The organism is Mesorhizobium sp. USDA 4413, assembly GCF_056280365.1.
Map to the genome: position 1 here is coordinate 2,769,155 of NZ_JBVPRP010000001.1, position 22,988 is coordinate 2,792,142.

General features: G+C 64.3%; 23 protein-coding genes and 3 pseudogenes. 19 read left to right on the forward strand and 7 right to left on the reverse strand.

What is annotated here, in order from left to right:
* The first annotated feature begins 4 nt into the window (after positions 1–4).
* The 4 genes and pseudogenes from ACVMIM_RS13255 to ACVMIM_RS13270 all read left to right on the forward strand — a co-directional run bounded on the left by ACVMIM_RS13255 (position 5) and on the right by ACVMIM_RS13270 (position 2,490).
* A complete protein-coding gene (locus tag ACVMIM_RS13255) occupies positions 5–388 on the forward strand; it encodes an ABC transporter permease (RefSeq protein WP_476112380.1) in 384 nt (127 codons plus the stop codon).
* A 101-nt stretch (positions 389–489) separates the two neighbouring features.
* Positions 490–714 (forward strand): annotated as a pseudogene (locus ACVMIM_RS13260) (ABC transporter permease subunit); the annotation flags it as partial.
* Between the two features lie 83 nt (positions 715–797).
* The gene (locus ACVMIM_RS13265; RefSeq protein ID WP_476112382.1) at positions 798–1,058 is read left to right on the forward strand and encodes an extracellular solute-binding protein; all 261 of its coding nucleotides are present in this window, start codon (positions 798–800) and stop codon (positions 1,056–1,058) included.
* Positions 1,052–2,490 (forward strand): annotated as a pseudogene (locus ACVMIM_RS13270) (sugar ABC transporter ATP-binding protein). Before ACVMIM_RS13265 ends, ACVMIM_RS13270 begins: the two are co-directional and overlap by 7 nt.
* Before the next feature lie 23 nt (positions 2,491–2,513).
* Here the strand turns inward: ACVMIM_RS13270 and ACVMIM_RS13275 are convergent.
* On the reverse strand, positions 2,514–3,119 hold the full coding sequence (locus ACVMIM_RS13275) for a hydroxymethylglutaryl-CoA lyase (protein ID WP_476117207.1): 606 nt from the start codon (positions 3,117–3,119) through the stop codon (positions 2,514–2,516).
* Positions 3,008–3,352, reverse strand: coding sequence for a hypothetical protein (locus ACVMIM_RS13280; protein ID WP_476112384.1), 345 nt, complete (start codon positions 3,350–3,352; stop codon positions 3,008–3,010). The genes ACVMIM_RS13275 and ACVMIM_RS13280 overlap by 112 nt, the downstream gene beginning before the upstream one ends.
* A gap of 538 nt (positions 3,353–3,890) precedes the next feature.
* Between ACVMIM_RS13280 and ACVMIM_RS13285 the strand changes: the two genes are divergently transcribed.
* Positions 3,891–4,346 carry a hypothetical protein gene (locus ACVMIM_RS13285; RefSeq protein ID WP_476112386.1) on the forward strand — a complete coding sequence of 152 codons (456 nt, stop codon included), beginning with the start codon at positions 3,891–3,893 and terminating at the stop codon, positions 4,344–4,346.
* Positions 4,347–4,372: 26 nt separating this feature from the next.
* Here ACVMIM_RS13285 and ACVMIM_RS13290 read toward each other — a convergent pair whose 3' ends face one another.
* From ACVMIM_RS13290 to ACVMIM_RS13300, 3 genes and pseudogenes are all read right to left on the reverse strand, one after another.
* A complete protein-coding gene (locus ACVMIM_RS13290; protein ID WP_476112388.1) occupies positions 4,373–5,053 on the reverse strand; it encodes an outer membrane protein in 681 nt (226 codons plus the stop codon).
* Between the two features lie 121 nt (positions 5,054–5,174).
* The gene (locus ACVMIM_RS13295) at positions 5,175–5,411 is read right to left on the reverse strand and encodes a hypothetical protein (RefSeq protein WP_476112390.1); all 237 of its coding nucleotides are present in this window, start codon (positions 5,409–5,411) and stop codon (positions 5,175–5,177) included.
* 385 nt (positions 5,412–5,796) lie between these two features.
* Positions 5,797–5,981, reverse strand: a pseudogene (locus ACVMIM_RS13300) (SOS response-associated peptidase); the annotation flags it as partial.
* A gap of 223 nt (positions 5,982–6,204) precedes the next feature.
* On the opposite strand from ACVMIM_RS13300, the gene ACVMIM_RS13305 reads away from it, so the two are divergent.
* A complete protein-coding gene (locus ACVMIM_RS13305; protein WP_476112391.1) occupies positions 6,205–6,417 on the forward strand; it encodes a type IV toxin-antitoxin system AbiEi family antitoxin domain-containing protein in 213 nt (70 codons plus the stop codon).
* A gap of 186 nt (positions 6,418–6,603) precedes the next feature.
* Here the strand turns inward: ACVMIM_RS13305 and ACVMIM_RS13310 are convergent, their stop codons facing one another.
* Complete coding sequence (locus ACVMIM_RS13310) at positions 6,604–7,680, reverse strand: methyltransferase (RefSeq protein WP_476112393.1); 1,077 nt, start codon at positions 7,678–7,680, stop codon at positions 6,604–6,606.
* A 115-nt stretch (positions 7,681–7,795) separates the two neighbouring features.
* On the opposite strand from ACVMIM_RS13310, the gene ACVMIM_RS13315 reads away from it, so the two are divergent.
* On the forward strand, positions 7,796–9,049 hold the full coding sequence (locus ACVMIM_RS13315) for an alpha/beta hydrolase (protein WP_476112395.1): 1,254 nt from the start codon (positions 7,796–7,798) through the stop codon (positions 9,047–9,049).
* A gap of 156 nt (positions 9,050–9,205) precedes the next feature.
* Here the strand turns inward: ACVMIM_RS13315 and ACVMIM_RS13320 are convergent, their stop codons facing one another.
* Positions 9,206–10,381: an acetyl-CoA C-acetyltransferase gene (locus tag ACVMIM_RS13320; protein ID WP_476112397.1), complete on the reverse strand. Its 1,176-nt coding sequence runs from the start codon at positions 10,379–10,381 to the stop codon at positions 9,206–9,208.
* A gap of 134 nt (positions 10,382–10,515) precedes the next feature.
* On the opposite strand from ACVMIM_RS13320, the gene ACVMIM_RS13325 reads away from it, so the two are divergent.
* From ACVMIM_RS13325 to ACVMIM_RS13380, 12 genes are all read left to right on the forward strand, one after another.
* Positions 10,516–12,462, forward strand: a complete 1,947-nt coding sequence (locus ACVMIM_RS13325) for an acetoacetate--CoA ligase (protein ID WP_476112399.1) — start codon at positions 10,516–10,518, stop codon at positions 12,460–12,462.
* A complete protein-coding gene (locus ACVMIM_RS13330) occupies positions 12,459–13,610 on the forward strand; it encodes a thiolase family protein (protein WP_476112401.1) in 1,152 nt (383 codons plus the stop codon). The genes ACVMIM_RS13325 and ACVMIM_RS13330 overlap by 4 nt, the downstream gene beginning before the upstream one ends.
* Entirely contained in the window at positions 13,610–14,050 is a 441-nt protein-coding gene (locus ACVMIM_RS13335; protein WP_476112403.1) for a Zn-ribbon domain-containing OB-fold protein, read from the forward strand. The genes ACVMIM_RS13330 and ACVMIM_RS13335 overlap by 1 nt, the downstream gene beginning before the upstream one ends.
* Complete coding sequence (locus tag ACVMIM_RS13340; protein WP_052458707.1) at positions 14,047–14,499, forward strand: MaoC family dehydratase; 453 nt, start codon at positions 14,047–14,049, stop codon at positions 14,497–14,499. Before ACVMIM_RS13335 ends, ACVMIM_RS13340 begins: the two co-directional genes overlap by 4 nt.
* Complete coding sequence (locus ACVMIM_RS13345) at positions 14,496–15,740, forward strand: MFS transporter (RefSeq protein WP_476112405.1); 1,245 nt, start codon at positions 14,496–14,498, stop codon at positions 15,738–15,740. Before ACVMIM_RS13340 ends, ACVMIM_RS13345 begins: the two co-directional genes overlap by 4 nt.
* Positions 15,741–15,809: 69 nt before the next feature.
* Positions 15,810–16,646 (forward strand): GntR family transcriptional regulator, encoded by an 837-nt coding sequence (locus ACVMIM_RS13350; protein ID WP_040998155.1) that lies wholly within the window; start codon positions 15,810–15,812, stop codon positions 16,644–16,646.
* 200 nt (positions 16,647–16,846) lie between these two features.
* Entirely contained in the window at positions 16,847–17,623 is a 777-nt protein-coding gene (locus tag ACVMIM_RS13355) for an SDR family NAD(P)-dependent oxidoreductase (protein ID WP_476112407.1), read from the forward strand.
* Between the two features lie 27 nt (positions 17,624–17,650).
* Positions 17,651–18,310 carry an L-fuculose-phosphate aldolase gene (locus tag ACVMIM_RS13360; protein WP_476112409.1) on the forward strand — a complete coding sequence of 220 codons (660 nt, stop codon included), beginning with the start codon at positions 17,651–17,653 and terminating at the stop codon, positions 18,308–18,310.
* Positions 18,311–18,378: 68 nt separating this feature from the next.
* Complete coding sequence (locus ACVMIM_RS13365; protein WP_476112410.1) at positions 18,379–19,380, forward strand: sugar ABC transporter substrate-binding protein; 1,002 nt, start codon at positions 18,379–18,381, stop codon at positions 19,378–19,380.
* Positions 19,381–19,447: 67 nt separating this feature from the next.
* Positions 19,448–20,974 (forward strand): sugar ABC transporter ATP-binding protein, encoded by a 1,527-nt coding sequence (locus ACVMIM_RS13370; protein WP_476112412.1) that lies wholly within the window; start codon positions 19,448–19,450, stop codon positions 20,972–20,974.
* Positions 20,971–22,002: an ABC transporter permease gene (locus ACVMIM_RS13375; protein WP_476112414.1), complete on the forward strand. Its 1,032-nt coding sequence runs from the start codon at positions 20,971–20,973 to the stop codon at positions 22,000–22,002. Before ACVMIM_RS13370 ends, ACVMIM_RS13375 begins: the two co-directional genes overlap by 4 nt.
* Entirely contained in the window at positions 21,999–22,985 is a 987-nt protein-coding gene (locus ACVMIM_RS13380) for an ABC transporter permease (RefSeq protein ID WP_476112416.1), read from the forward strand. The genes ACVMIM_RS13375 and ACVMIM_RS13380 overlap by 4 nt, the downstream gene beginning before the upstream one ends.
* Positions 22,986–22,988: the final 3 nt, after the last annotated feature.

The window sequence follows — 22,988 nt, forward strand, 5'->3', positions numbered from 1 at the left end:
CCCCGTGCCGTTCCAGCGCGCCCTCCAGGTCCTGACCAGCTTCGGCGCCGTATGGGTGACGGTGGTCGGCCTCTATGTCGTGTCCGGCATCCTGCAGCCGGCGATGTTCAGCGCCGCGCAGGTGCTCAACATCCTGCAGGTCGCGTCCTTCCTCGGCGTCATTGCCGCCGGGCAAACGATCGTGGTGCTGACCGGCGGCATAGACCTCTCGCAGGCCGGCATCGTCACGCTGACCAACATCGTCGCCGCCAGCCTGATGGCGGGTCTCGGCGAGAACATTCCGCTGGCCGTCGGGGCGACCGTCGCGCTGACGCTCGCCGCCGGCGCGGTCAACGGCCTGCTGGTCGCAGCGCTCGGCATCACGCCGCTGATCGCGACGTTGGGATGAACTCGATCCTGTTCGGTGCCGCGCTTGTCTGCACCGGGGGAGCTCGGTCTGGCAGTACGCCGGCCTCGTTCCAGTGGCTCGGCAATGGCGCGTTGCTCGGCATGCCCGTGCTCACCCTGTTCTGGATCGCGCTGACGCTGGTGCTGTTGGTGATGACCCGCAAGACGGTCTGGGGCAGGCGGCTCTATGCCACCGGCGCCAATCCGCGCGCCGCGGCGATGATGGGCGTGTCGACGCTGAAGATAAGGCTCTCGGCCTACGTGCTGTCGGCGCTGACTGCGGCGCTTGGCGGGCTGCTGCTCACCGCCTATACGGGCTCGCCCTCGCTCGGTATCGGCAACCAGTTCATGCTTACCTCGGTGGCCGCCGTCGTGGTCGCCTGCCGGTCTACAGCGAGAGCACCTTCGTCATGTACCGCAAGGACCTGTTCGAGCAGTATGGGCTGGCCGCGCCCAAGACCTTCGAGGACATCGAGAACGCTGCCAAGACCATCTCGGAAAAGACCCACAAGCAGATCGCCGGCATCACCATGCGCGGCCAGCAGGGCATCCAGGGCGTCTATGTCTGGGCCGCCTATCTGTGGGGTTTCGGCGGCTCGACGCGAGCGGCAAGTCGGCGCTGGCGACGCCTGAGGGTATCGCCGCGCTCGACGCCTTCACCAAGGTGCTGAAGGACTATGGCCCGGTCGGCGTCGCCAATTTCGGCTGGGAAGAGAACCGGCTGCTGCCTGGCGAGATCCATGCTTTGCTCGGCGAAAATGGAGCTGGCAAATCCACGCTCACCAAGGTCATGGCGGGCGTCTATCCGCTGAGCAGTGGCAAACTGTTCATCGATGGCCGGGAGGAACGCCTCAGCACCCCGCCGAGGGTCTCGCGAAGGGCATCGCCATGGTCTACCAGGAGAATAGCCTGGTCCCATCGATGACGGTCGCTCAGAACATCTATCTCGGCAAGGAGAAGCCGCTCAATCGCCTGCACGGAGTCTATATCTCGGCGCAGCAATTTCTGCAGTCGCTCAATTTCCATGTCGATCCTTCCGCCGTCGTCGGCTCGCTCGGCGCGGCCCAGAAACAGATGGTGGAGATCGAGCGGGCGGTTCACCACAAGGCCAAGGTGATCATCTTCGACGAGCCGACGGCGACGCTGACGCCCGAGGAGAAGAGCTATTTCTTCAAGCTGATCAAGAAGCTGAAGGAGGAAGGGGTCTCGATCATCTTCATCTCGCATGCGCTGGAGGAAGCGCTGCTGGTGGCGGATCGCCTGCGCGACGGCAGGCTGGTCGCGTCCGACAAGGCGATGGTCGGGCGTACGCTCACCGATGAGATCTACAGCGGCGCTTCGCGGACCCTCGCGCCGCGTCCGCGCGGGCCAAAAGTGCTGTCGGTCGAGAATCTGTCGATAGGCAATATGGTCCGCAACACGTCCTTCTCGCTTTTATGCCGGCCAGGTGACGGGCATCTTCGGCCTGGTCGGATCCGGTCACACCGAGACACTGAAAGTCGTCAGCGGCGTGCTCAAGCGCGACTTCTTCCACGGCGGTGAGGTCAAGATCGGCGGCCAACCCAAGCGCTATCTGGTGCCGGCGTCCGCCGTCCGCGACGGCATCGTCTACGTCACCGAGGAGCGCAAGGCCGAGGGCTTTTTCGAGACGATGAGCATCGCCGAGAACATTTATATGGGCCATCTCGGCGGCCAGCCCTATGGCGGCCTGAACATCATATCGATGAAGCAGGCGCGCTCGCTCGCTGAAGACTGGCGCAAGCGTCTGAACATCCGCGCCATCGACCCCAATGCGAAGGTCATCGAGCTGTCAGGCGGGAACCAGCAGAAGGTCGTCATCGCCAAGGCGCTGGTGCAGAAGCCGAAGCTGGTGATCTTCGACGAGCCGACGCGCGGCGTCGATGTCGGCGCCATCGCCGAGATCCACGCCTTCATCAACCAGCTCGCCGACCAGGGAATCGCGATCGCGGTGATCTCCTCCTATCTGCCGGAATCCTCACGCTGTCGGACCGGATCCTCATTGCGCGTCAGGGCAAGATCGTCGAGGAAATGGACCGCCGCAACGCGACGGAAGAGGCAATCATGTATGCCGCGGTCCATTAGGAGCCCGTGCCCAAAGCGGTGAGTCAGTCGCGCGAATCCGCACCGGCCTTCAGGCGCATCGCCAGGGCGCGGGCGTGCGCCAGCTTCCCGGTGTCGATTCCGGTGTCGTAGCCGAGCCGCGTCAAATGCGCGACGACGGCCTCCGTGGCGACATTGCCGGCCGCACCCGGCGCATAGGGGCAGCCGCCCAGCCCGCCGATAGCGCTGTCGAAGATCCGGATGCCGAAAGCCAAGGCGACATTAATGTTCGCCAGCGCTTGGCCCGACGTGTCGTGGAAGTGACAGGCAAGGTGCGAGGCAGCAATGCCACGGGTGACTTCGGCCAGCATCCGATCGACCCGTTCGGGACTCGCGCGTCCGATCGTATCGGCGACGGCCACCTCGCGGCAGCCGATGCCGATCAGTTGCTCGGAGACATTTCTCACCGCTTCCGGCTCGATGGCCCCCTCATACGGGCAGTCGACGGCGCAGGAGACGTAACCCCTCACAGCGAGCCCATGACCGGCGGCAAGCGCCGTCACCGGCCTGAACCGCTCGATGCTCTGCGCGATCGTCCAATTGGTGTTCTTGCGGGCAAAGGTCTCCGATGCGCTGGCAAATACGGCGAGTTCTTGGGCGCCGGCCTCGATCGGAGCCGCGGCGCCTTCTTGCCGCCGACCGTTACTGTGTCATCGTCGACCCGCAGGACTTCGCCGGTTAGCTCGATCTTCTGGCCGCTGCTGATGTTTGGCGACGTGTCCACGATCGAATGCGGCTGGTTATAGGACGGGATCAGCACGCCTACCCTGTCCTCTATTACGCGCTTGCGGATCGTTGCGGTGATCGCAACCGTATCGCCGACTTTGATACTGCCCTTCGCCATGCCATGACTCTGGCGCGGCCTGCGGGTTCGTCAAGCGACCGCTAATATTCGCCGATAGCCCGCCGCTGGTGTGCCCCCACACCTGGCGACGGGCTAAGGGTGGCCGGCGCCTCTCGTTGGGGAGATTGCCTGAAGCGTGCGCCGGCCTGGCGAACCGTGGTCCGCCGCATATGCAAAGTAGCTAAAACATCATGGTCCGGACATGGTGTGATCGCGGAAGCCGTTGGCCGGGCTGGCCGGTGCGCCCTCGGGTTGCGCAAATTAGTCCGCCTCGCAGGCAGCTTAGTCAAGCAATCGCTAATGGAACATCGGGCCCGGGGTAAAGTTGACCAACAGGCGGTGCGCGGACAGGCTGCTTGTATCGCGCGCTGCGTCGGGCGGGGTTCATCGCAACCAGGCCCACACTGGAATGCGAATCCGCAGGGAGGCCCGATAAAGAGCCCGCTTGGCACCCATGGCAGGCGGGCTCTTTCACAATCCTGAATAGAGACCGTCGCAGGTTGCGTTGACCTCAGTCCTCGCAGCGCGAGAGGGACTAATGCCCGCCGACAACCGCATCCAGTTCAGCGAGGCTAGGCCGGGCACGGGCGACGCGGTTTTTCACCTGGTCGACATGGCCGGCGTGGAGGGAACGGTTTCGAAGCGGAAGGGCAGCCGCTACTGCAGCGGCCCAACCACCGACTGGCACAAGGTGAAGTGTTTCCAGACGAAGACGCTGGAGATCATCGGCGTCCAGCGCGACCCTGGCCAAGCCGTCCGCCTGTTGATGGCGGATAGGGGCCGATACGTTGGCGCGGCCGTCGTCAACTTCAAGCAGGAACAGCGACAGCGGCTTTGGGGCCTGGTGCAGGGATTGACCGGCGCGCAGCCGCCCAAGGAGCTGAGGAAGGAAAAAGCCGAGTGGCTGAAACCCGGCCTGATGGGCGAGGTCGAGACGCTCAAGGGCGAGGAGAAGCTGCGTCACGCCTCGCTGAAACGTGCTTGGAAGGTCTGAGAGAACGTCACAGAATCCCGCGCATGTCAAAAGTGGTAGTTGATGCCGACGCGAACCGTATCGAAGTTGATGGCGTCGGTCGTGACGGTCGCGGCGTTAAAGTCCGGCTTTCCCAAATCCACATGCAGGTATTCTGCCTTGAACGACAGGTGCTGATTCATCGCCCACTCGATGCCAGCGCCGGCCGACCAACCCCAGCGCGTATCGCTAAAGCTGCAGTTGCCGACAAAGCCACATGCCCCGAGATCCGCCGATCCCTTGACGCGTCCGACGGCAAAACCGCCTGTCACATAGGGAAGGAAGTTTTCGAAGGCATAGCCTAGGCGGGCGCGACCGGTCCCGAACCAGCTCACCTTTGCGGCACAACCTTCAATTAAGCAGGGCGGATCGGCCACCAACACATCGCCCTTGATATTCGCGAAAGACACGTCGGCCTCCGCACCGATCACGAAGCGGTCGTGCTGCCAGTTATAACCAGCAGTCAGGCCTCCGACGAATCCGTTGGCATCGAAATCAACCGAGGAGGATGGCCCGAAAAAGGAGTAGTCGTAGGTTTCCGAGCCCCAGCCATAGCCGGCAACTCCACCGATATATGCGCCCGACCAATTGACGGCCGAAATTGGCTCGGCGCCCACGGCGTCGGCGGCCAGGGCAGAACCGGCGAAGAGCGAAAGCAACCCGGCGAAAAGAATGGAAACCAAGCGCATTGAAGAGTCCCCAAGCAAAAATCCCGGGAATAGTGCTAACATCGCGATATCGAACGCGATATCGCATTTCTGCAACACGCCAACTGTATTCGCGCCGGTCGTGGCGGCCGGAATCCTTCGTCTAGTGCTCCTTGCCAGCCCGCAACCTAGCTCGTGTAATCGCCAGATTGGCGTCGAGCTTTTTCCTTTGCGCCATGTTGTCGGCAGCAATCAGGCGCCGCGGTGACCCCATCACCTCGCCGCGGGTCCACCCCGCTTCGAGCATGCACTCGACCATCGCCTGGAAGCCAGGGTCCATCGTCTCCTGGCAGTCGACTTCGCGGTCCGGGTAGGCGGCGCCTCTAGGCGGGCTGGTCACAGGAACTTCTCTCCCTCGCCGCGGTGCTCAAAACAGAACCAATGCGACGGCTGCCTTGGTCGTGCGAAACCCCAACCGGCATCCTTGCCGCATCCGGCATGCTCGCAACTGTGCCCGAGAGGTCCGCGATCACGCGGCGCAACAAGCTCTCCGGTTGGTTCGTCGCTCAATGGTTTTGGCGGCGTTTGAGCGCGTCGATCTGGTCCTGCAGGCGGCCATTGAGCACGATCATTTCCTTCAGCGCCTTCATCGTGTCGCCTTGTGCAGAGAGACGAACCCATCGGCTACCTTTTGCAACACCGCTTCTTGGCGGCTGTCCAGGGTGATTATCTGGTCCATGGCAATTCTCCGTTTGAACAAGGGCCCTGCGGCGGCGGCTCAGTTCGATCACCAGCGCGTCGTCCGGCGCCGACCGCTGCAGCTTCTTCGCCTCCGACCATGGCTGGTAAGCCACAATTCGGTTTCCTCCGGCGTGGTCAGGATCACCGGCATTGCCTTCTCGTGGATCGGTGCGATCAGAGCATTGGGCCTGGTCGTCAGGAAGCCAAAGATCTTGTGGTCGCCTGGGCCGCCCGGTGAGGAGGGGGCATTCTTGATCGACCTGCTTGATCACGTGATCTGTCTCGTATCGGCGCTCCAGTTTCATGAGATCACGCTGCAGCTGCCGCGCAGCGTCTGAATCGCAATCGGCTCCAAGGACCGCAAGCCGACGATTGACTATCCGCCGATCCGGATTGCTCGCTTCGGCGAAAAGGCGCGCACCATTGGCGTCAAGACCTATACCATCGATTCGGTGCCTGTACGCATCTTTGATCCGGCCAAGTCGATCGTGGACTGCTCCCGCTTCCGCAACGCCGTCGGCCTCGACGTTGCAATGGAAGCGCTTCGCATGGGCTGGCGGTCCAGAAAGGCTAAGCCCGACGACATTGCTCGATATGCGCAGGTGCTGCGCATCTGGAGTGTCGTTCGTCCTTATCTTGAAAGCACGGTTGCCGATGAAGGATAGGCCAGCGAATCTTCCAGCATCGATACTCGCTCGGCTCCGCAACATCGCGCGGGACAAGCAGACGGACAATCAGCTCATCCTGAGACGACATCGAGAGGTTGCTATATCGGCTGAGCATCTCCCCGCATCGCGATCAGTTCTCCTCGCCAACGAAGCGAGGGCGCCCCATCTGCCGGGAAGCCGCCGCTATTCCTTCACGCCTTCGACGATGCCCAGCATCTTCGAGGGCGGATACCAGGTCTGGCGATATTTCCAGCCGGATCTTTCCAGAAGCGCAGCGTATTCCTCTCCCGTGCGTTCCCGGCCGCTGCCCCAGACCAGCATGTGGATGTCAAACAGTTTTGAGAAATGCGAGATGTCCGGGCCGGGGACGACCTGCTCGACGATCAACACCCTGGCCTGCTTCGGCGCCGTCCGCTGAATGGTGGAGAGAAGCTGCAGGCATTCCGCGTCGTTCCAGTCATGTAGAATGCGCTTCAACATGTAGGCATCGGCGGAAGGGACAGCTTGGAACATGTCGCCGGCCACGTAGGTGCAGCGATCTGCGACCCCCAACTTCGCTGCCCACAACAGCTCTCGATTGGCGATCACGCCAGGCAGTTCCAACACCGTGCCCTTGAGGTGCCGGTATTTGGCCAGCAGGTTGGACAGGGCATAGCCATGGCCGCCGGCGACGTCGCAGAGATGCGAGACGCGGGAGAAGTCGTAAGTTTCGAACGCTTGCAGCACCAGCATATTGTCCATGCCGGAGAAGCTGCTCATCGCCGCGTTGAATACGGCGCCGTAATTCGGATTTCGCGCCGCATACTCGAAGGCGGGAGCGCCAAACTCGCGAGCAAAGCCGTCCTGGCTCCCTTCCGTGATCAGGGCGCTCAGGTGCTTCCACGCGGCGTAGTGCTCGGGGCCTTCTTCCAGCAGGGTCATCGCGCGCAGGCTGTGGGGGTGGTCCTCTCGCAGCAATTGGCCGCTCGCGGTCAATGAGAAGGTTTTGGCCCTATCCTCGCTCAACAGTCCCAGGGAACCGAGCGCCCGCATGAGCCGGTACAACAAGCCGGCATCCAACCCGCGCTCGCTGGCGACGTGGGCGGCGGTCTTGGGACCGCTCGCGAGGGCGTCGAAGACGCCCAGCTTGGTTCCCGCATAGAGGATTTGGCTCCGCCATCGCCCGAAGATGAGTTCGATCACCTGTCCGCTGACATCTTCGGCCGGAGCGTGCCGAGGCGGCGAAACCTCGACCAGCTCTCGCAATTGCCGTTGCTGCATGGCATTCTCCTTCGCTGAAATCTTTGGCCGCGCCGGAGCGGGTGACCGCGCAGGCACTCAATGCCATGCTGGCGATGGTAGGGATCGCAGCTCGGCGTGTAACGAAAGACCGACGATGGTTCGCCGAAATTTCGACGAAAGTGCCGCAAGCCGCATGGACGCGGCGGCATTGCGGATGAAAGCCGACCTGCCCGGAAACCTTCACTTCGCCGGCTGGACCCTCAATCTGGCACGCCTTTCGCTGGAGCGCGACGGCAGGGAGATTTTCCTCAGGCCCAAGTCATTTGAAGTGTTGCGTTACCTGGCGGCGAACTCTGGCCGCGTCGTCACCAAAGACGAATTGATGGAGAGAGTCTGGTCCGGGACCGTCGTCACGGACGATTCGCTCGTGCAGTGCATAAAGGACATTCGCGAGGCGATCTGCGATCAAGAGCGGCGTATCGTCAAGACTCTTCCGCGACGCGGCTACCTGTTCGCGGCGGTCGTCACGGACGGCGCGACCCCACCAATTTCAGCCGACTCCGTATCCCCGATCCGCTTCGCCAAAAGCGGCGAGGTCCACATCGCCTATCGGGTCTGGGGAGAAGGTCCTCGCCATCTCGTGTTCTGCCCCGGCTTTGTCACCCATATCGAGAACGCGTGGACCGAGCCGAGCATGGCCCGGTTTCTGCGCCGCATGGGACAGTTCGCGCGCGTCGTCATGTTCGATAAGCGCGGGACCGGCATGTCGGACCGTGTCGAAAGGGTTCCTGGCCTTGATGCGCGCGTAGATGATTTGCGTGCCGTCCTGGACGCTGTGGGCGTCGAACGGGCGGCCATCATCGGGCCCTCCGAAGGCGGCTCGCTGGCCGCCTATTTCGCCGCCACGCAGCCGCACCGCTGCGAAGCGCTCGTGCTCTATGGTGCGTTCGCGCACTTTGCCTCTTGGATCAGAAGCGAAGAGGCCTTGCAGAGACTGTTGCAATATATCGATACGCGTTGGGGCAGCGGCGCGAGCCTGCCCATGTTCGCTCCCTCGATGGTCGGAAATGCGGCATTCCAAGAATGGTGGGGACGATACGAGCGGCTCGGCGCGACTCCCGCCGCCGCCATGGCGCTTATGCGTCTGAACAGCGAGATCGATATCACCGGTATCCTTCCCAGCATCCGTGTTCCGACCTTGGTCATTCACCGAACGGGAGACGCCTGCGTTGATATTGAAGGGGGGCGGCAGCTTGCCGCCAGCATACCGAACGCACGTTTGGTCGAACTTCCTGGCGCTGATCATCTCCCCTGGGCGGGCAACAACACTGATGAGATTCTTTGGCTCATTGAAGAATTTCTAGCCGGTCGAGAGCCCGCAGGCGCGGTCCGCCAGCACGGCCGTTAAACGATCCGGCGCGGCGCTGCGCAATTGCGTCGGCCGAGCAGGACCGGCCCCGGCAGACTGCTGGTCAGGCAGGTACCGCATCAAATCATGCGCCAATGCGATTGCGGGGTGAAAGCGCATCTCTCGCGCAGGCCCCAGCAAAGGCGACCGCCGTGCTCATCGCTCCAGGCAGATAGCCACGCCCTGGCCGCCGCCGATGCAGAGCGAGGCGAGGCCTTTCCGCGCGTGGCGGCGGACCATCTCGTGGAGCAGCGTCACCACGATGCGGCAGCCGGAGCCGGCGAGCGGATGGCCAAGCGCGATGGCGCCGCCGCTCAGGTTGATAATGTCCTCGTCCCAGCCCATCTCGCGGTTGACCGCGATGGCCTGAGCGGCGAAAGCCTCGTTGATCTCCATCACGTCGAGGTCGGATGCGCGCCAGCCGGCCTTGTCGAGCGCGCGGCGCGAAGCCGCCACCGGTCCGAGGCCCATGTCCATCGGCTCGACACCGGCGGAAGCGTAAGACGCGATCCGGGCGAGGGGCGTCAGGCCGAGTTCCGTCATCCGCGCCTCCGACATCACCAGCACCGCGGCGGCGCCGTCATTGAGACCGGATGAGTTGCCGGCCGTGATCGTTCCCGCCACGTCGAAGACCGGTCTCAGCCGGCCGAGGCCTTCCATGGTGGTGGAGGGATTGGGATGCTCGTCGCGGTCGATGACGAGATCGCCCTGCTTGGCCTTTGTCGAGATCGGGACGATCTCTTCGTCGAACCGACCGGCCCGGATGGCGGCCTCGGCCTTCTCTTGCGAGCGCAGCGCGAAACGGTCCTGCTCCTCGCGGGTGATCTGATAGCGCTGCGCCAGCGCTTCGGCGGTGACACCCATATGCACCTGATGGAAGGCGTCCCACAGGCCGTCGGTGATCATCGAATCCTTCACGGTACGGTCGCCCATGCGGATGTCGCCGCGCACACCGGAAATGAAGTGCGGCGCCGAGGTCATCGAATCCTGCCCGCCGGCGATCACGCAATCGGCGTCGCCGCAGCGAATGGCTTGGGCTGCGAGATGGATCGACTTCTGGCCCGCGCCACACACTTTGTTGACGGTCATGGCGGGAACGCTGACCGGCAGGCCGGCCTTCAGTGAAGCCTGCCTGGCCGGGTTCTGCCCGGCGCCGCCCGTCAGCACCTGGCCCATGATCACTTCGCCGACGGCGTCAGGCGCAAGTTGCGTTTCCGCCAGCATCCTCTGGATAAGCTGCGCCCCCAGTTCCGCAGCCGAGAGGTCGGAAAACGCGCCGTTCAGCTTGCCGATGGGCGTCCGCTTCGCTGCAACGATATAAACCGCATCCATTTCTGATCCTCCGACCCGCGCGATCCACAGAGGCGGATCGCCGCTTGACATTCTGGTTATAACCAATAATCATGAAATGCATCGGCAGGCAAGGTCCCGGCATCGAGCCCGGCCTGCATTGCGGGAGGAAATCCATGTCATCCGTGCTTTGGACGCCGGCGCCGGCCGCGTTCCAATCGTCCAATCTTGCGCGCTTTTCGACAGCCAACGGCTTCGACCCGCGTGACTACGAGACGCTGCATCGCTGGTCGGTCGGGGATCCCGGCGCTTTCTGGCGGGCAGTGTGGGATTTCGCCGAGGTCATCGGCGATCCCGGCGCGATCTCCTTCTTGCGCGACGACGATGCGCCGATGACCGGGAGCCGCTTCCTGCCGCAAGCTTCGCTCAATCTCGCGGAAAACCTGCTGCGCGGCGACGAGGCAAGGGTCGCTCTCATCGAGGTCGACGAGAGCGGTCATTTTCGCACCGTCACGCTCGGCGCGTTGCGTCGGCTCGTCGCCCGGACGGCGCATGGCCTGCGCGCGGCCGGTATCGGCAAGGGCGATTGCGTCGGCGGCATCCTGCCCAATCGCGTCGAGGGCCTGGTAGCGCTTCTGGCGACGCTTTCCATAGGAGCCATCTGGTCGTCCTGTTCGCCGGATTTCGGCGCCGCCGCGATCGTCGACCGCCTCGGCCAGATCGGCGTCAGGGTGCTGTTCGCCGCGCCGCGCTACCGCTATGCCGGCAAGGAGCACGACATCTCCGGCAGGCTGGCCGAGATCGTCGCCGCGATGCCGACGGTGACAACGCTGGTGCTGACCGGCGAGCCGGGCCCCCAGCCAAACTGCGCGGCGGATTGCATTTCGTTCGACGATTTCGGCGGCGACGCTCCGCTGAGTTTCGAGCGCGTGCCTTTCGACCATCCGGCCTATGTGCTTTACACCTCCGGCACGACAGGCGCGCCGAAAGCGATCGTCCACCGCGCCGGCGGCGTGCTGCTCCAGCATTTGAAAGAACACCTGCTCCACGGCGACATTCGCCCCGGCGACGTCATGAGCTGGTACACCAACACCGCCTGGATGATGTATCACTGGCTGATATCCGGCCTCGCCTGCGGTGCCGCGGTGGTGCTCTATGACGGCGCGCCGATCCTGAAATCGGCCGATGGCCTCGACCCCAGCCCGCTTTGGAAAATGGCCGAGCGCGCTAGGGTCACGCATTTCGGCACCAGCCCCAAATATCTGGCCACGCTTGCCGCCGAGGGCTACGCGCCGGGACGCCTGCACGACCTCTCGCGGCTGCGCTTTTTGCTGTCGGCCGGCGCGCCGGTGTCGCCTGGGCAATTTGACTGGGTCTATCAGCACGTGAAGCGCGATATGATCTTTGCTTCCATCTCCGGCGGCACCGAGATCATCGGCTGCTTCCTGCTGGGCTCGCCGATCCACCCCGTTCGTCGCGGCGAGCTGACGGTGAAAGGGCTCGGCCTTGCGGTCGCTGTCATGGACGAGCGCAACGCGCCGATCATCGGCCGCCAGGGCGATCTCGTCTGCACCGAACCGTTCCCGTCCATGCCGCTGACCTTCTGGGGCAAGGACGGCGATGCGCGCTATCACGCCACCTATTTCGCCGCGCGCCGCGAGATCTGGACGCATGGCGACGTCGCCGAAATGACGGCCCGTGGCTCAGGCATCATCCATGGCCGTTCCGACACGACGCTGAAGCCCGGCGGCGTGCGCATCGGCACGGCGGAAATTTATGCCGCCTGCGAAAATTTCGCCGAGATCGAGGATTGCCTGGTCTTTGGAGCACCCGCCGAGGGCGACGAGGAAATCGTCCTTTGCGTCAAGCTCAATGACGGCTATGCGCTGACCGCCGAGCTTGCCGCGCGAATTCGCAAGGCGATCCGAGAAGGCGCTTCGCCACGTCACGTGCCGCATCGCATCCACGCGGTGCAGGCGGTGCCCTATACGCTGAATGGTAAGCGTGTCGAGGGCGCTGCCCGCACGACACTCGAGGGCAAGCCGGTCAAGAACATGGCCTCGCTCGCCAATCCGGCATGCCTCGAGGAATATCGCGCGCTCGACCGGAGCAAGGCGGCATGAGCCGATTGAGGGGATCGATCGTCGGCATCGGCGAGTTGAAGCCGCAACGCCTGACGCAAGACGTGACGACGTTGGAGATGATCGCCGAGGTCTCGCGTCTGGCCGTGCTCGACGCTGGGCTGGAGCCGGCGGCGATCGACGGGTTGCTGGTCGGGCCGCAGGTCGGCGAGACGCCGCAGCATGTTCCGGCGACCATCGCCGAATATCTGGGCCTCTCCCCGACCATGGCCAACGTCGTCGATCTCGGCGGCGCGTCCGGCGCCGGCATGGTCTGGCGTGCGGCGGCGGCGATCGAGGCCGGCATGTGCGAGGCGGTGCTCTGCGTGCTCGCAAACAACCGCGAGGAGACGGCGCCCCGTTCTCCCAACCGCAATCCGATCCGGGAGTTCGACGTGCCGTTCGGCGCCTCGGGTGCCAATATCTCCTACGCGCTGCTGATGCAGGCGCATATGGCGGAGTACGGCTCGACCGCGCGGGACTTCGCCATAATTGCGGCGGCCGCGCGCGCCAACGCCCAGCTCAATCCCGACGCGATCTTCTTCGGCAAGCCGGCCGATGTGGAGGCGGTGCTGGCCTCGCCGATGATCGCCTCGCCGCTGCATCTTCTCGAGATCGTCATGCCGGTCGCCGGCGGCGAGGCGGTCGTCGTCACCTCCGCCGAACGCGCTCGCTCGCTGCGCAGGCCTCCCGTGCATCTGCTTGGCGCTGGCGAGAAGGTCACGCATCGCGCGGTCAGCCAGGCGCCGAGCCTGACCTCCGGTCCGCTGAAAAGCGCCATGGCGAGAGCCCTCGCTCAGTCCGGCACACACGCCGATGCGATGGACCTCCTGTCGCTCTACGACTGCTACACGATCATGGTCGCGACCACGATCGAGGATGCCGGCCTCTGCGCGCCGGGCGGGTTCGGCGCGTGGCTCGGCGACCACGACCTTTCCTACAAGGGCGACAAGCCGCTCAACACACATGGCGGCCAGCTCGGCTTCGGCCAGCCGGACCTCGCCGGCGGCATGACCCATGTCGTCGAGGCGGTGCGCCAGTTGCGCGGCGAGGCGGGCGAACGCCAGATCGGTAAGGCCGGGCTTGCGCTGGTCACCGGCAATGGCGCGACGATGAGCGAAGCGACCGCGCTCGTGCTGGGAGCCGCATGATGTCCATAGATCTCAACACGCTGAAGACCGCCGGCCCGACAATCACCGCGCTGACCAAGCCATTCTGGGATGCCGCCGCCGAGGGGCGCCTGATCATCCAACGCTGCGAGGATTGCGGTAAGGGCGTTTTCTATCCGCGCCCGATCTGCCCTCATTGCTGGAGCGAGCGTCTGGTCTGGAAAGACGCATCGGGCAGGGGGCGGCTCAAATCCTTTTCGGCGGTGCACAAGCCCGGCCATCCCGGCTGGCTGCCGGCCGCGCCTTATGTGGTCGGCCTGGTCGAGCTGGTCGAAGGCCCGACGATGCTGAGTTTCATCCTGCCCGGCACACAGCAGCTACAAGTCGGGGCCATGCTGCGGCTAGCGCCGACCGCCATCGGCGGCCGTGTCCTGCCGGCCTTCAAACCAGTCGAACCCAGAGCAGAGGATAAGCCGCAATGAGCACCGAGACGAAAGACGGTTGGGTGGGTGTCGTGAAAGGTCGTCCGCAGGTCGGCGCCTTCGCCGAACGCACGCGGCGCACGAGGATGAGCGATATCGAGGCCTTCACCGACATCACCGGCGACCGCAATCCGCTCCACTACGACCGCGCACTGGCCGAGAAATCGGTGTTCGGCAAGCTGATCGTTCAGGGCGGCGTTACGTCTGGCATCTTGAATGCTCTGGTCGCGGAGGACTTGCCCGGACCAGGAACGGTTTTCCTCGAAGTCGCCTGGAAGTTCGTCAAGGCGGTCGGCGTTGATGAGGAAATTACCGGACGCGTGGAGGTCAAGGAAGTGCGCCCCGACAAGCCGATCTGCAAGATCGAGACCAGCGTTCGCAACGGCCAGGGCGAACTTTGCCTCACCGGAACGGCCACGGTCTTCACCGTTCCGCTGCAAAGCGCATGAACACGGTCGGCGACGGCCGGCTTGGCGTGGCGGCCGGCAGCGAGCGCTGGCGCGTGCTGTTGCTGCTTTGCCTAGCGGTCGTCCTGTCGCTGACCACCTGGTTTTCGGCGACTGCGATCCTGCCGGAACTGAAGCGGGAACTGGCGCTGGGCGCGAGCGCAGAAGCCTGGCTGACCAACGGCGTTCAGGTCGGTTTCGTCATCGGCGCGCTGGCGGCGAGCCTGGTCAATCTTCCCGACCTTGTGCGGCTCAGCCGCCTGATGGCGGCGGCGGCCCTTGTCGCCGCTTTAGCCAACGCCAGCTTGCTGCTGCACCCCGGGCCGGGTGGCGTGATCACCGCGCGCATCGTCACCGGCGCCGCACTTGCCGGCGTCTATCCGCCGGCGCTGAAGCTGGTCGCCACCTGGTTCACGCGCGACCGGGGGCTGGCGCTTGGCGCGGTCATCGGCGCTTTGACCGTCGGCTCGGCGCTGCCGCATCTTTTCCGCGCCGTCTCGACCGCGCTCGACTGGCGGCCGGTGGTCGCCGCCGCCAGTGTGGCGACGGCCATCGGCGCGCTGCTGTTTCTGTTGTTCGCCAAGGAGGGCCCTTATCCCTTCGGCAAGGCGGTGTTCGAGCCTTCGCGCATCGGTCAGGTGTTCCGTGAAAAGCCGCTGCTGCTCGCCAATCTCGGCTATCTCGGTCACATGTGGGAGCTCTACGCCATGTGGGCCTGGCTGCTTGCCTATACGCGCGCCGCTTTCGAGGCTCAGGCGATCAGGACTGCCGCTGCTGCCTCGCTTTCGACCTTCCTTGTCGTCGCTTCCGGCATCCTTGGTTGCTTGCTTGGCGGCTATCTGTCGGACCGCATCGGCCGGACCGCTACCACTGCCGGCATGATGCTGGTGTCGGGAAGCTGCGCGTTGCTGATGGGGTTTCTGTTCACCGGCCCGCTGTGGCTTTTCATGCTGGTGGCGATCATCTGGGGCGTTTCGGTGATCGGCGATTCGGCGCAGTTCTCCGCCGCCGTCACCGAGCTTGCCGACCGTCGCTTCGTCGGCACAGCACTTTCGGTGCAACTGGGCGCCGGCTTCGCGCTGACGGTACTTGCCATCTGGCTGACGCCGCGCTTCGCCGATTTCATCGGCGGCTGGCGCTGGGCCTTCCTGCTCTTGGTTCCCGGGCCGCTTCTGGGGGCTGCCGCCATGCTATGGTTGCGAAACTTGCCGGAGAGCGTGAAAATGGCCGGTGGTCTCCGCTAGGGAGGCGCTGCCGCTTTTTGAGTCGCGGCAAATGAAATGCGGCAGGACCGAATGGAACAAGCAACCAGAATGCGCGGGCGTCCTCGTTACGATCAGGAGGACGCCGAGGCGGCCGAGGCTTTCCGCTCGATCGGCTCGAAAGTTCAGCTCAACCGCGACGAGGCGGCGCCGCTCTGGGTGCAGTTGCGCAACCAGGTCGAGGAAGCGATCAACACCGGCTTGCTCGCCGCCAATTCGCGCATTCCCTCCGAGCAGGCGCTCTGCGATTTCTTCGGCGTCTCGCGCCCCGTGGTGCGCGCGGCGATCGGCTCGCTCTCCAACGAAGGCCGCATCATCAAGATGCCGCGCAAGGGAATGTTCGTTGCGGCACCCCGCGAGCATGTCGACTTCATGACTGCCAATCTCGGCGTGTTCGACGACCTGACTGCCAAGGGCCACAAGGTATCGACCCGCACGCTGGAAATCTACCGCTGTCCTCCGAGCGAGAAGGAATCGAAGGTCTTCGGCATTCCCGCCAATGGCAGCGTGGTCCGGATCAGCCGCGTCTACATGACCGACGGCTCGCCGATCACCATGACGCGCATCAGCCTGCCGGGACATCGCGTGCCGGGGCTGGAGAACATCCTGTCGGAAAACCAGTCGGTCTTCGGCACCATCCGCGCCGTCTTCGGCCTCACTGTGAAGCGCGCCGATCGCTGGTTGCGCGCGGCATTGCCCACCAAGGAAGAGGCCGATCAGATGGGCGTCGCCGCCAACACGCCGCTGATCGCGATCGAGTCGATCGCCTATGACGCCGACGGTGCCGCGCTCGAATATTACGAGGCCTTCTACAACTCCTCCGTTGCCCGCATCCACATGGCGGTCGAGCAGCCGTCGGCGACCGTGAACGGCGTCGATCGAACCTGAGTTGCGCCCATACAAAAAGATTCCGTTTTCTGGTTATAACCAGATTGACGGGCCCCGGAAGCTTCTGTAACGTCCCTGCCGTGGGGTCGGGAGGAGCCTGACCCCGAAGGCATTATCAGGACCGGTCAGCTTGCGGCGCTGCTTCGGCGGCGAGGGTGGCATTTTGCCCGCGCTCGCGCCTGTCCTGATGGAGGACGTGCATGGATTACCGGTCGCAATTCGACCTGACGGGCGACGTCGCCGTCGTCACCGGCGGCGCCAGCGGGATCGGCCTCGAGGCCGCCAAGGCGCTCGGAACTTGCGGCGCGCGCATCGTGCTTCTCGACATGAATGCCGATGGCCTGAAAGCCGCTGCCGAAGCGCTCAAGGCCGCCGGGGTTGCAAGTGTCGAGGGCCGCGTGCTGAACGTCACCGATGCGCAGGCCGTCGAAGCGATGGCCGCTCGGATTGTCAGCGATTTCGGCAAGGTCGATGTCCTGGTCAACAGCGCCGGCATCGCGCGCCTCAACACCGCGCTCGACACGCCGGACGAGGAATGGCGCCTGGTGATGGATGTCAACGTCAACGGCGTCTACTGGGCCTCGCGCGCCTTCGGCCGCTCGATGGTCGCCCGCAACAAGGGCTCGATCGTCAATCTCGGCTCGATGTCGGGCCTGATCATCAACCGCCCGCAGACCGCGCCGTCCTACATGGTGAGCAAGGGCGCCGTGCACATGATGACCAAGGCGCTTGCCGTCGAGTGGGCGAAATCTGGCGTCCGCGTCAACGCGCTGGCGCCGGGCTATGTCGGCACCGAGATGACGCTGAAGATGCGCGAGCGCCCCGAACTCTTCAACACCTGGATCGACATGACGCCGATGGGCCGGCTGGGCGAGCCGCAGGAAATCGCCTCGGCGATCCTGTTCCTGGCGTCGCCGGCCTCGAGCTACGTCACCGGCGCGATCCTGTCGATCGATGGCGGCTACACGGCCTGGTAATTGGCCTCGCAAGGATTGGAATATCGCATGACCCTTTCGGACCTTGAGGCGCGCCAGGCCATCATCGATGCCTGCATCGAGATGAACGCGCTGGGCATCAACCAGGGGACATCCGGCAACATCAGCCGGCGCCATGGCGAGGGCATGCTGATCTCGCCGACCAGCACGCCCTATGACACGCTGCAGCCGGAAGACATCGTCTTCATGGGCTGGGACGGCGACGTCGATGGCCGCCTGCCGCCGTCCAGCGAATGGCGCTTCCATCTCGACATCATGAAGGCGCGGCCCGAGGTCAACGCCGTCGTCCACGCGCATCCGACCTACTGCACGACGATCGCCATCATGGGCAGGAAGATACCGGCGATCCATTACATGGTCGCGGTCGCCGGCGGCAGCGACATACGCTGCGCCCCCTACGCCACTTTCGGCACGGCGGAGCTTTCGGCGCATGCGGTGGAGGCGCTGCGCGACCGCAAGGCATGCCTGCTTGCCCAGCATGGCATGATCGCCATCGGATCGAGCCTCGCCCAGGCGATGTGGCTGGCGGTCGAGGTCGAGACGCTGGCGCGCCAGTATCACGGCGCTCTGCAGATCGGCGAGCCGCCGATCCTGTCCGACGAGGAGATCGAAAACGTCATCAAGCGCATGGCGAGCTACGGCCTGCGCGACAAGGAGGCCGCCGCCTAAGCGGAGGACCATGGTTTCGCATATCCTCCGGGAAGGCCCGGAGCGATCAACAAGGGAGGAAATGAAAAATGACCGGATCCATGAAAAGCCTCGTCAAGGCGCTCGCTTGGGGGTTGGCGGCGGCTTGCAGCCTTGCCGCCGTCTACGGCGCGAGCGCCGAGGAGCTTTCGCTCAAGGGCAAGCGCATCGGCGTCTCGGCCATCGGCACCGACCATTATTGGGATCTGATGGCCTTCAAAGGCATCCAGGACCGCGTCAAGGAACTCGGCGGCGAGGTCATCGCGCTCGACGCCGGCCGCAAGGATCAGCAGCAGATCGCGCAGCTGCAGACGCTGATCGCGCAGAAGCCGGACGCCATCATCGAGCAGCTCGGCAACCTCGAAGTGCTGAACCCATGGCTGCAGAAGATCCGCGATGCCGGCATCCCGCTGTTCACGGTCGATACGGCGACGGCGCACGCCATCAACAACACGACTTCCAACAACTACAATATCGGCGCCGAGATCGCCTTGCAGATGGTCGCCGACATGGGCGGCAAGGGCAATGTGCTGGTCTTCAACGGCTTCTACAGCGTGCCGGTCTGCAAGGTCCGCTACGACCAGCTGAAATATGTGCTGACCTCGTTCCCGGATGTGAAGATCGTCGAGCCTGAGCTGCGCGACGTCATCCCGAACACGGTGCAGAGCGCCTATTCCAACGTCACCGACATGCTGACCAAATCGCCCGAGAAGGGCTCGATCGGCGCGGTCTGGGCCTGCTGGGACGTGCCGCAGATCGGCGCCACGCAGGCGGTCGAAGCCGCCGGCCGCAACGAGGTCAAGACCTACGGCATCGACGGCAGCCCGGAAGTCATCAAGATGGTGATGGATCCGAAGTCGTCGGCCGGCGCGGTCGCGGCGCAGCAGCCTTATGAGATCGGCAAGACCTCGGTCGATAACGCCGCGAAATATCTGGCCGGCCAGAAGGTGCCGCCGTTCACTTTCGTGCCTTCGGTGCTGATCAACAAGGAAAACGCCGCCGAAAAAGGAAAGCCGTTCCTCGACGCTGCCGAGAAGGCTGGCGTTAAATAGGACGGAACGAAACGGCGGGCAGCCAGGCTCTGTGGCTGCCCGTCACATCCAACCAGGATTGACGGCTATGCAGACAGCAAAGCGTGACATTGCTGTATCGATGACGGGTATATCGAAGCGGTTCGGTCCGGTGCGCGCGCTGGAGAACGCGAATCTCGAGATCGCGCGCGGTTCGATCCTCGGTCTTGTCGGCCAGAACGGCGCCGGCAAGTCGACCATCATCAAGGTGCTGGCCGGCATCATCAAGCCGGACAGCGGCTCGATCGTTATGAACGGCGAGACCGTCAGCGCGCTGACGCCGGCTTCGGTCGAGAAGCTCGGCGTGCACTTCATCCATCAGGACAGGCTCTTGGTGCCGACCGCGACCGTCGGCGAAGCCGTCTTCCTCGGCCACGAGATCGGCCTCGGCCCGTTCGTCAGCCGCCGCGCCATGGAGCGCAAGGCCGCGGACCTGCTGAAGCGTTTCTTCGGCATGGAGCTGCCGGCCGGAACTCTTGTGAAAGACCTGACCACGGCGCAGCAGAAGGTGGTGCAGATCACACGCGCGCTGGCGCAGAAAGCATCGGTGCTGGTGCTCGACGAGCCGACCGCGGCACTGGTCAAGCGCGAGGTCGACAGCCTGTTTGACGTGCTGCGCCGGCTGCGCGACGACGGCATCGCCGTGGTCTTCATTTCCCACTACATGCAGGAGATCGAGAAGCTCTGCGACCGCGTCACCGTGATGCGCAACGGCACCGATGTCGGCACGGTCGATCCGCGTCAGACGTCGATCGACGAAATCATTGCGATGATGATCGCCCGCGATGTCGGGGAGATGTTTCCGAAGCGCTCGGTCACGCTGGGCGCGCCGGTGCTGGAGGTTTCCAACCTGCGGCTTGCCGGCAGCTTCGAGAATATCGGCTTCAACGTGCGCGCCGGCGAGATCGTCGGCCTCACCGGACTGTTGGGCTCCGGCGCCAAGGAGATCGTCCAGTGCCTGTTCGGCCTCAAGACCGCCGACGGCGGCCAGATCAAGGTCGAGGGCAGGGAGCTGTCGCTGTCGACGCCGGTTAGGGCCGTGCGCGACGGCATCGCCATGCTGCCGGAAGATCGCCGCGCGCACGGCGTGGCGCTCGGGCTGTCGGTGCGCGAGAACATTTCCCTGGCCAGCCTGCGCCGCTATTCGCGGACTGGCATGGTCAGCCGTGGCGCTGAGAAACAGGCGGTGGACAGCCTGATCAAGGAACTGTCGATCAAGACACAGCATCGCGACGCGCTGGTGCGTGAGCTCTCCGGCGGCAATCAGCAGAAGGTGGCTATCGCCAAATGGCTGAGCTGCCAGTCGCGTGTCTATGTGCTGGATGAACCGACGGTTGCCGTCGATGTCGGCGCCAAGGTCGAGATATACAATCTCCTGAATCGGCTTGCGGGCGAGGGCGCGGCGATCCTGCTTCTGTCCTCCGATCTGCTCGAACTGGTCGGCGTCTGCGACCGCGTTCTGGTCGTCTATCGCGGCAGGCTCGCCGGCAGCTTCTCCGGTCCTGCGATGAACAGCGACGCGCTGCTGGCGGCTTCATCCGGCGCGCGCTCGAACGTTGATGGAGTAGCCGCATGAGCACGACCGTTCTCCACGCCGAAGTCGGCGTTTCCGACGAGAAGCAGGCCGCCGCGAAAAGCTCCGGCCGCCGCTTTAGCGCGCTCGTCGTGCGGCTGGGCGCGATCGCCGCTTTCGCCGCGATCATGGCCTATTTCGTCATCTTCGCGCCGGGCTTCACCTCGACCTTCAACCTGATCAATGTCGTCGAGCAGTCGGCGATCCTTGGCGTGCTCGCCTATGGCATGACTTCCGTCATCATTGGCGGCGGCTCCGATGTCACCGAAGGCGGCATCGACCTTTCGATCGCCGCCAATATGGGGCTCTGCGCCGCCGTCTACGCGACGCTTCTGTCGATGGGCTATGGCGACTTCCTCTCGGTGCTGGCGGCCATCGCCGTCGGCATGGCGGTCGGCGCGCTGAACGCCCTTGCCGTGGTCGGCCTTGGCATCCTGCCACTGCTCGCAACGCTTGCCGTGCTCAACGTCGCGGCCGGCATGGAACTCACGCTCACCCAGAACACGGTGGTCGGCGCATCCTCCCCGCTGCTCGGCGTGCTGGTTTCGGGCAGCTTCCTCGGCATCTCCGCGCTTGCCTGGGCGCTGATCGTCTTCTCCGCGATCATGATCGTGGTCGTTCACGGGACATCGTTCGGTCTCAGGCTCTACGCCGTCGGCGGGCATCCCGAGGCGGCGCGCGCCGCCGGCATCGGCGTGCCCTTCTACGTGTCCTTCACCTATGTGCTGAGCGGCTTCTGCGCGGCGGTGGCGAGCATCCTCACCGTCTCGCGCCTGTCGGCCAGCACGCCCGGCTCGGGCGAATTGCTTCTGTCGGTGCTTGCGGCGGCGCTGCTCGGCACCGTCTTCTCCCGCCGCTTCGTGCCGACCATGGGCGGCACGCTGCTCAGCGTGCTGTTCATCGGCCTTTTGGCCAACGGTTTTCAGTTGCTCAACGTCTCTAGCTACTGGGTCAACGGCGTGCAGGGCGCGCTGATCCTGCTGGTGGTGGCCATCACATCCTTTGCCCGCGGTTCGGAGGGTTCGCGATGAGCGTCTTGGCCAACGACAACTCAGCCAAGGTGAGTGTGCGCGGCTTCCTCGCCAAATACAGCGTGCTTATCGCCTTCGCCGCCATCGTCATCTTCTTTGCCGTGGCGAGCCCGACCTTCCTGACGCCCGCCAACCTCTTCAACGTGCTGGTCAACAACGTCGTCATGCTGGCGATCGTGGCGCTCGGGCTGACCATCGTCATCTCGTCCGGCGGCATCGATCTCTCCGTCGGCGTGTCCGTCGACATGGCAAGCATGATCTTCGTCATGTTTCTGGCCGCCGGTTACAGCGGCGTGGCCGGCGTCGCGGGCGGGCTCGGCGCCGCTCTCATCGTCGGCATTCTCAACGCGATCCTGATCACTAGGCTCAACATCAGCCCGTTCCTGGCGACGCTCGGCGTGCTCTTCATCGGCCAGAGCACACAGCAGCTCGCCACCAGCGGTGGCCAGCCGATCTATCTCACCAGCGGTTATGCAGCAGATCAGTTCAACGCCATCGCCCGCACCGCTCTGTTCGGCGTACCGACGCCGGTGATCGTGCTGATCGTGCTCGTCGTCGCGGTTCATGTCCTGCTGCACCGTTCCGTCTTCGGCCGCTATGTGCAGGCAATGGGCGCGCAGCCGGGCGTGGCCTGGTATTCCGGCATCCGCGTGCCGCGCGAATTGTCGATGGTGCATGTGTTGTGCGCGCTGCTCGCCGGCGTCACCGGCATCCTGCTGTCGGCGACGGTGAAGTCCTACGTGCCGCTCTCCGGCAACGCCTTCCTGCTCGACGCGATTGGCGCCACCTTCATCGGCACGACGCTGAGCCGTGAGCGCAAGCCATCGGTCATCGGCACGCTGCTCGGCGTGTTGCTGCTCGCCATTGTCAAGAACGGGCTGCTGCTGGTCGGCTGGAACTTTTATTGGCAGCAGGTCGGCATCGGCGTGCTCGTCTTCCTGGTGCTGGCCGCAAGCTTCGGCCTGCGCCGTGCCGCCCATTGAGTT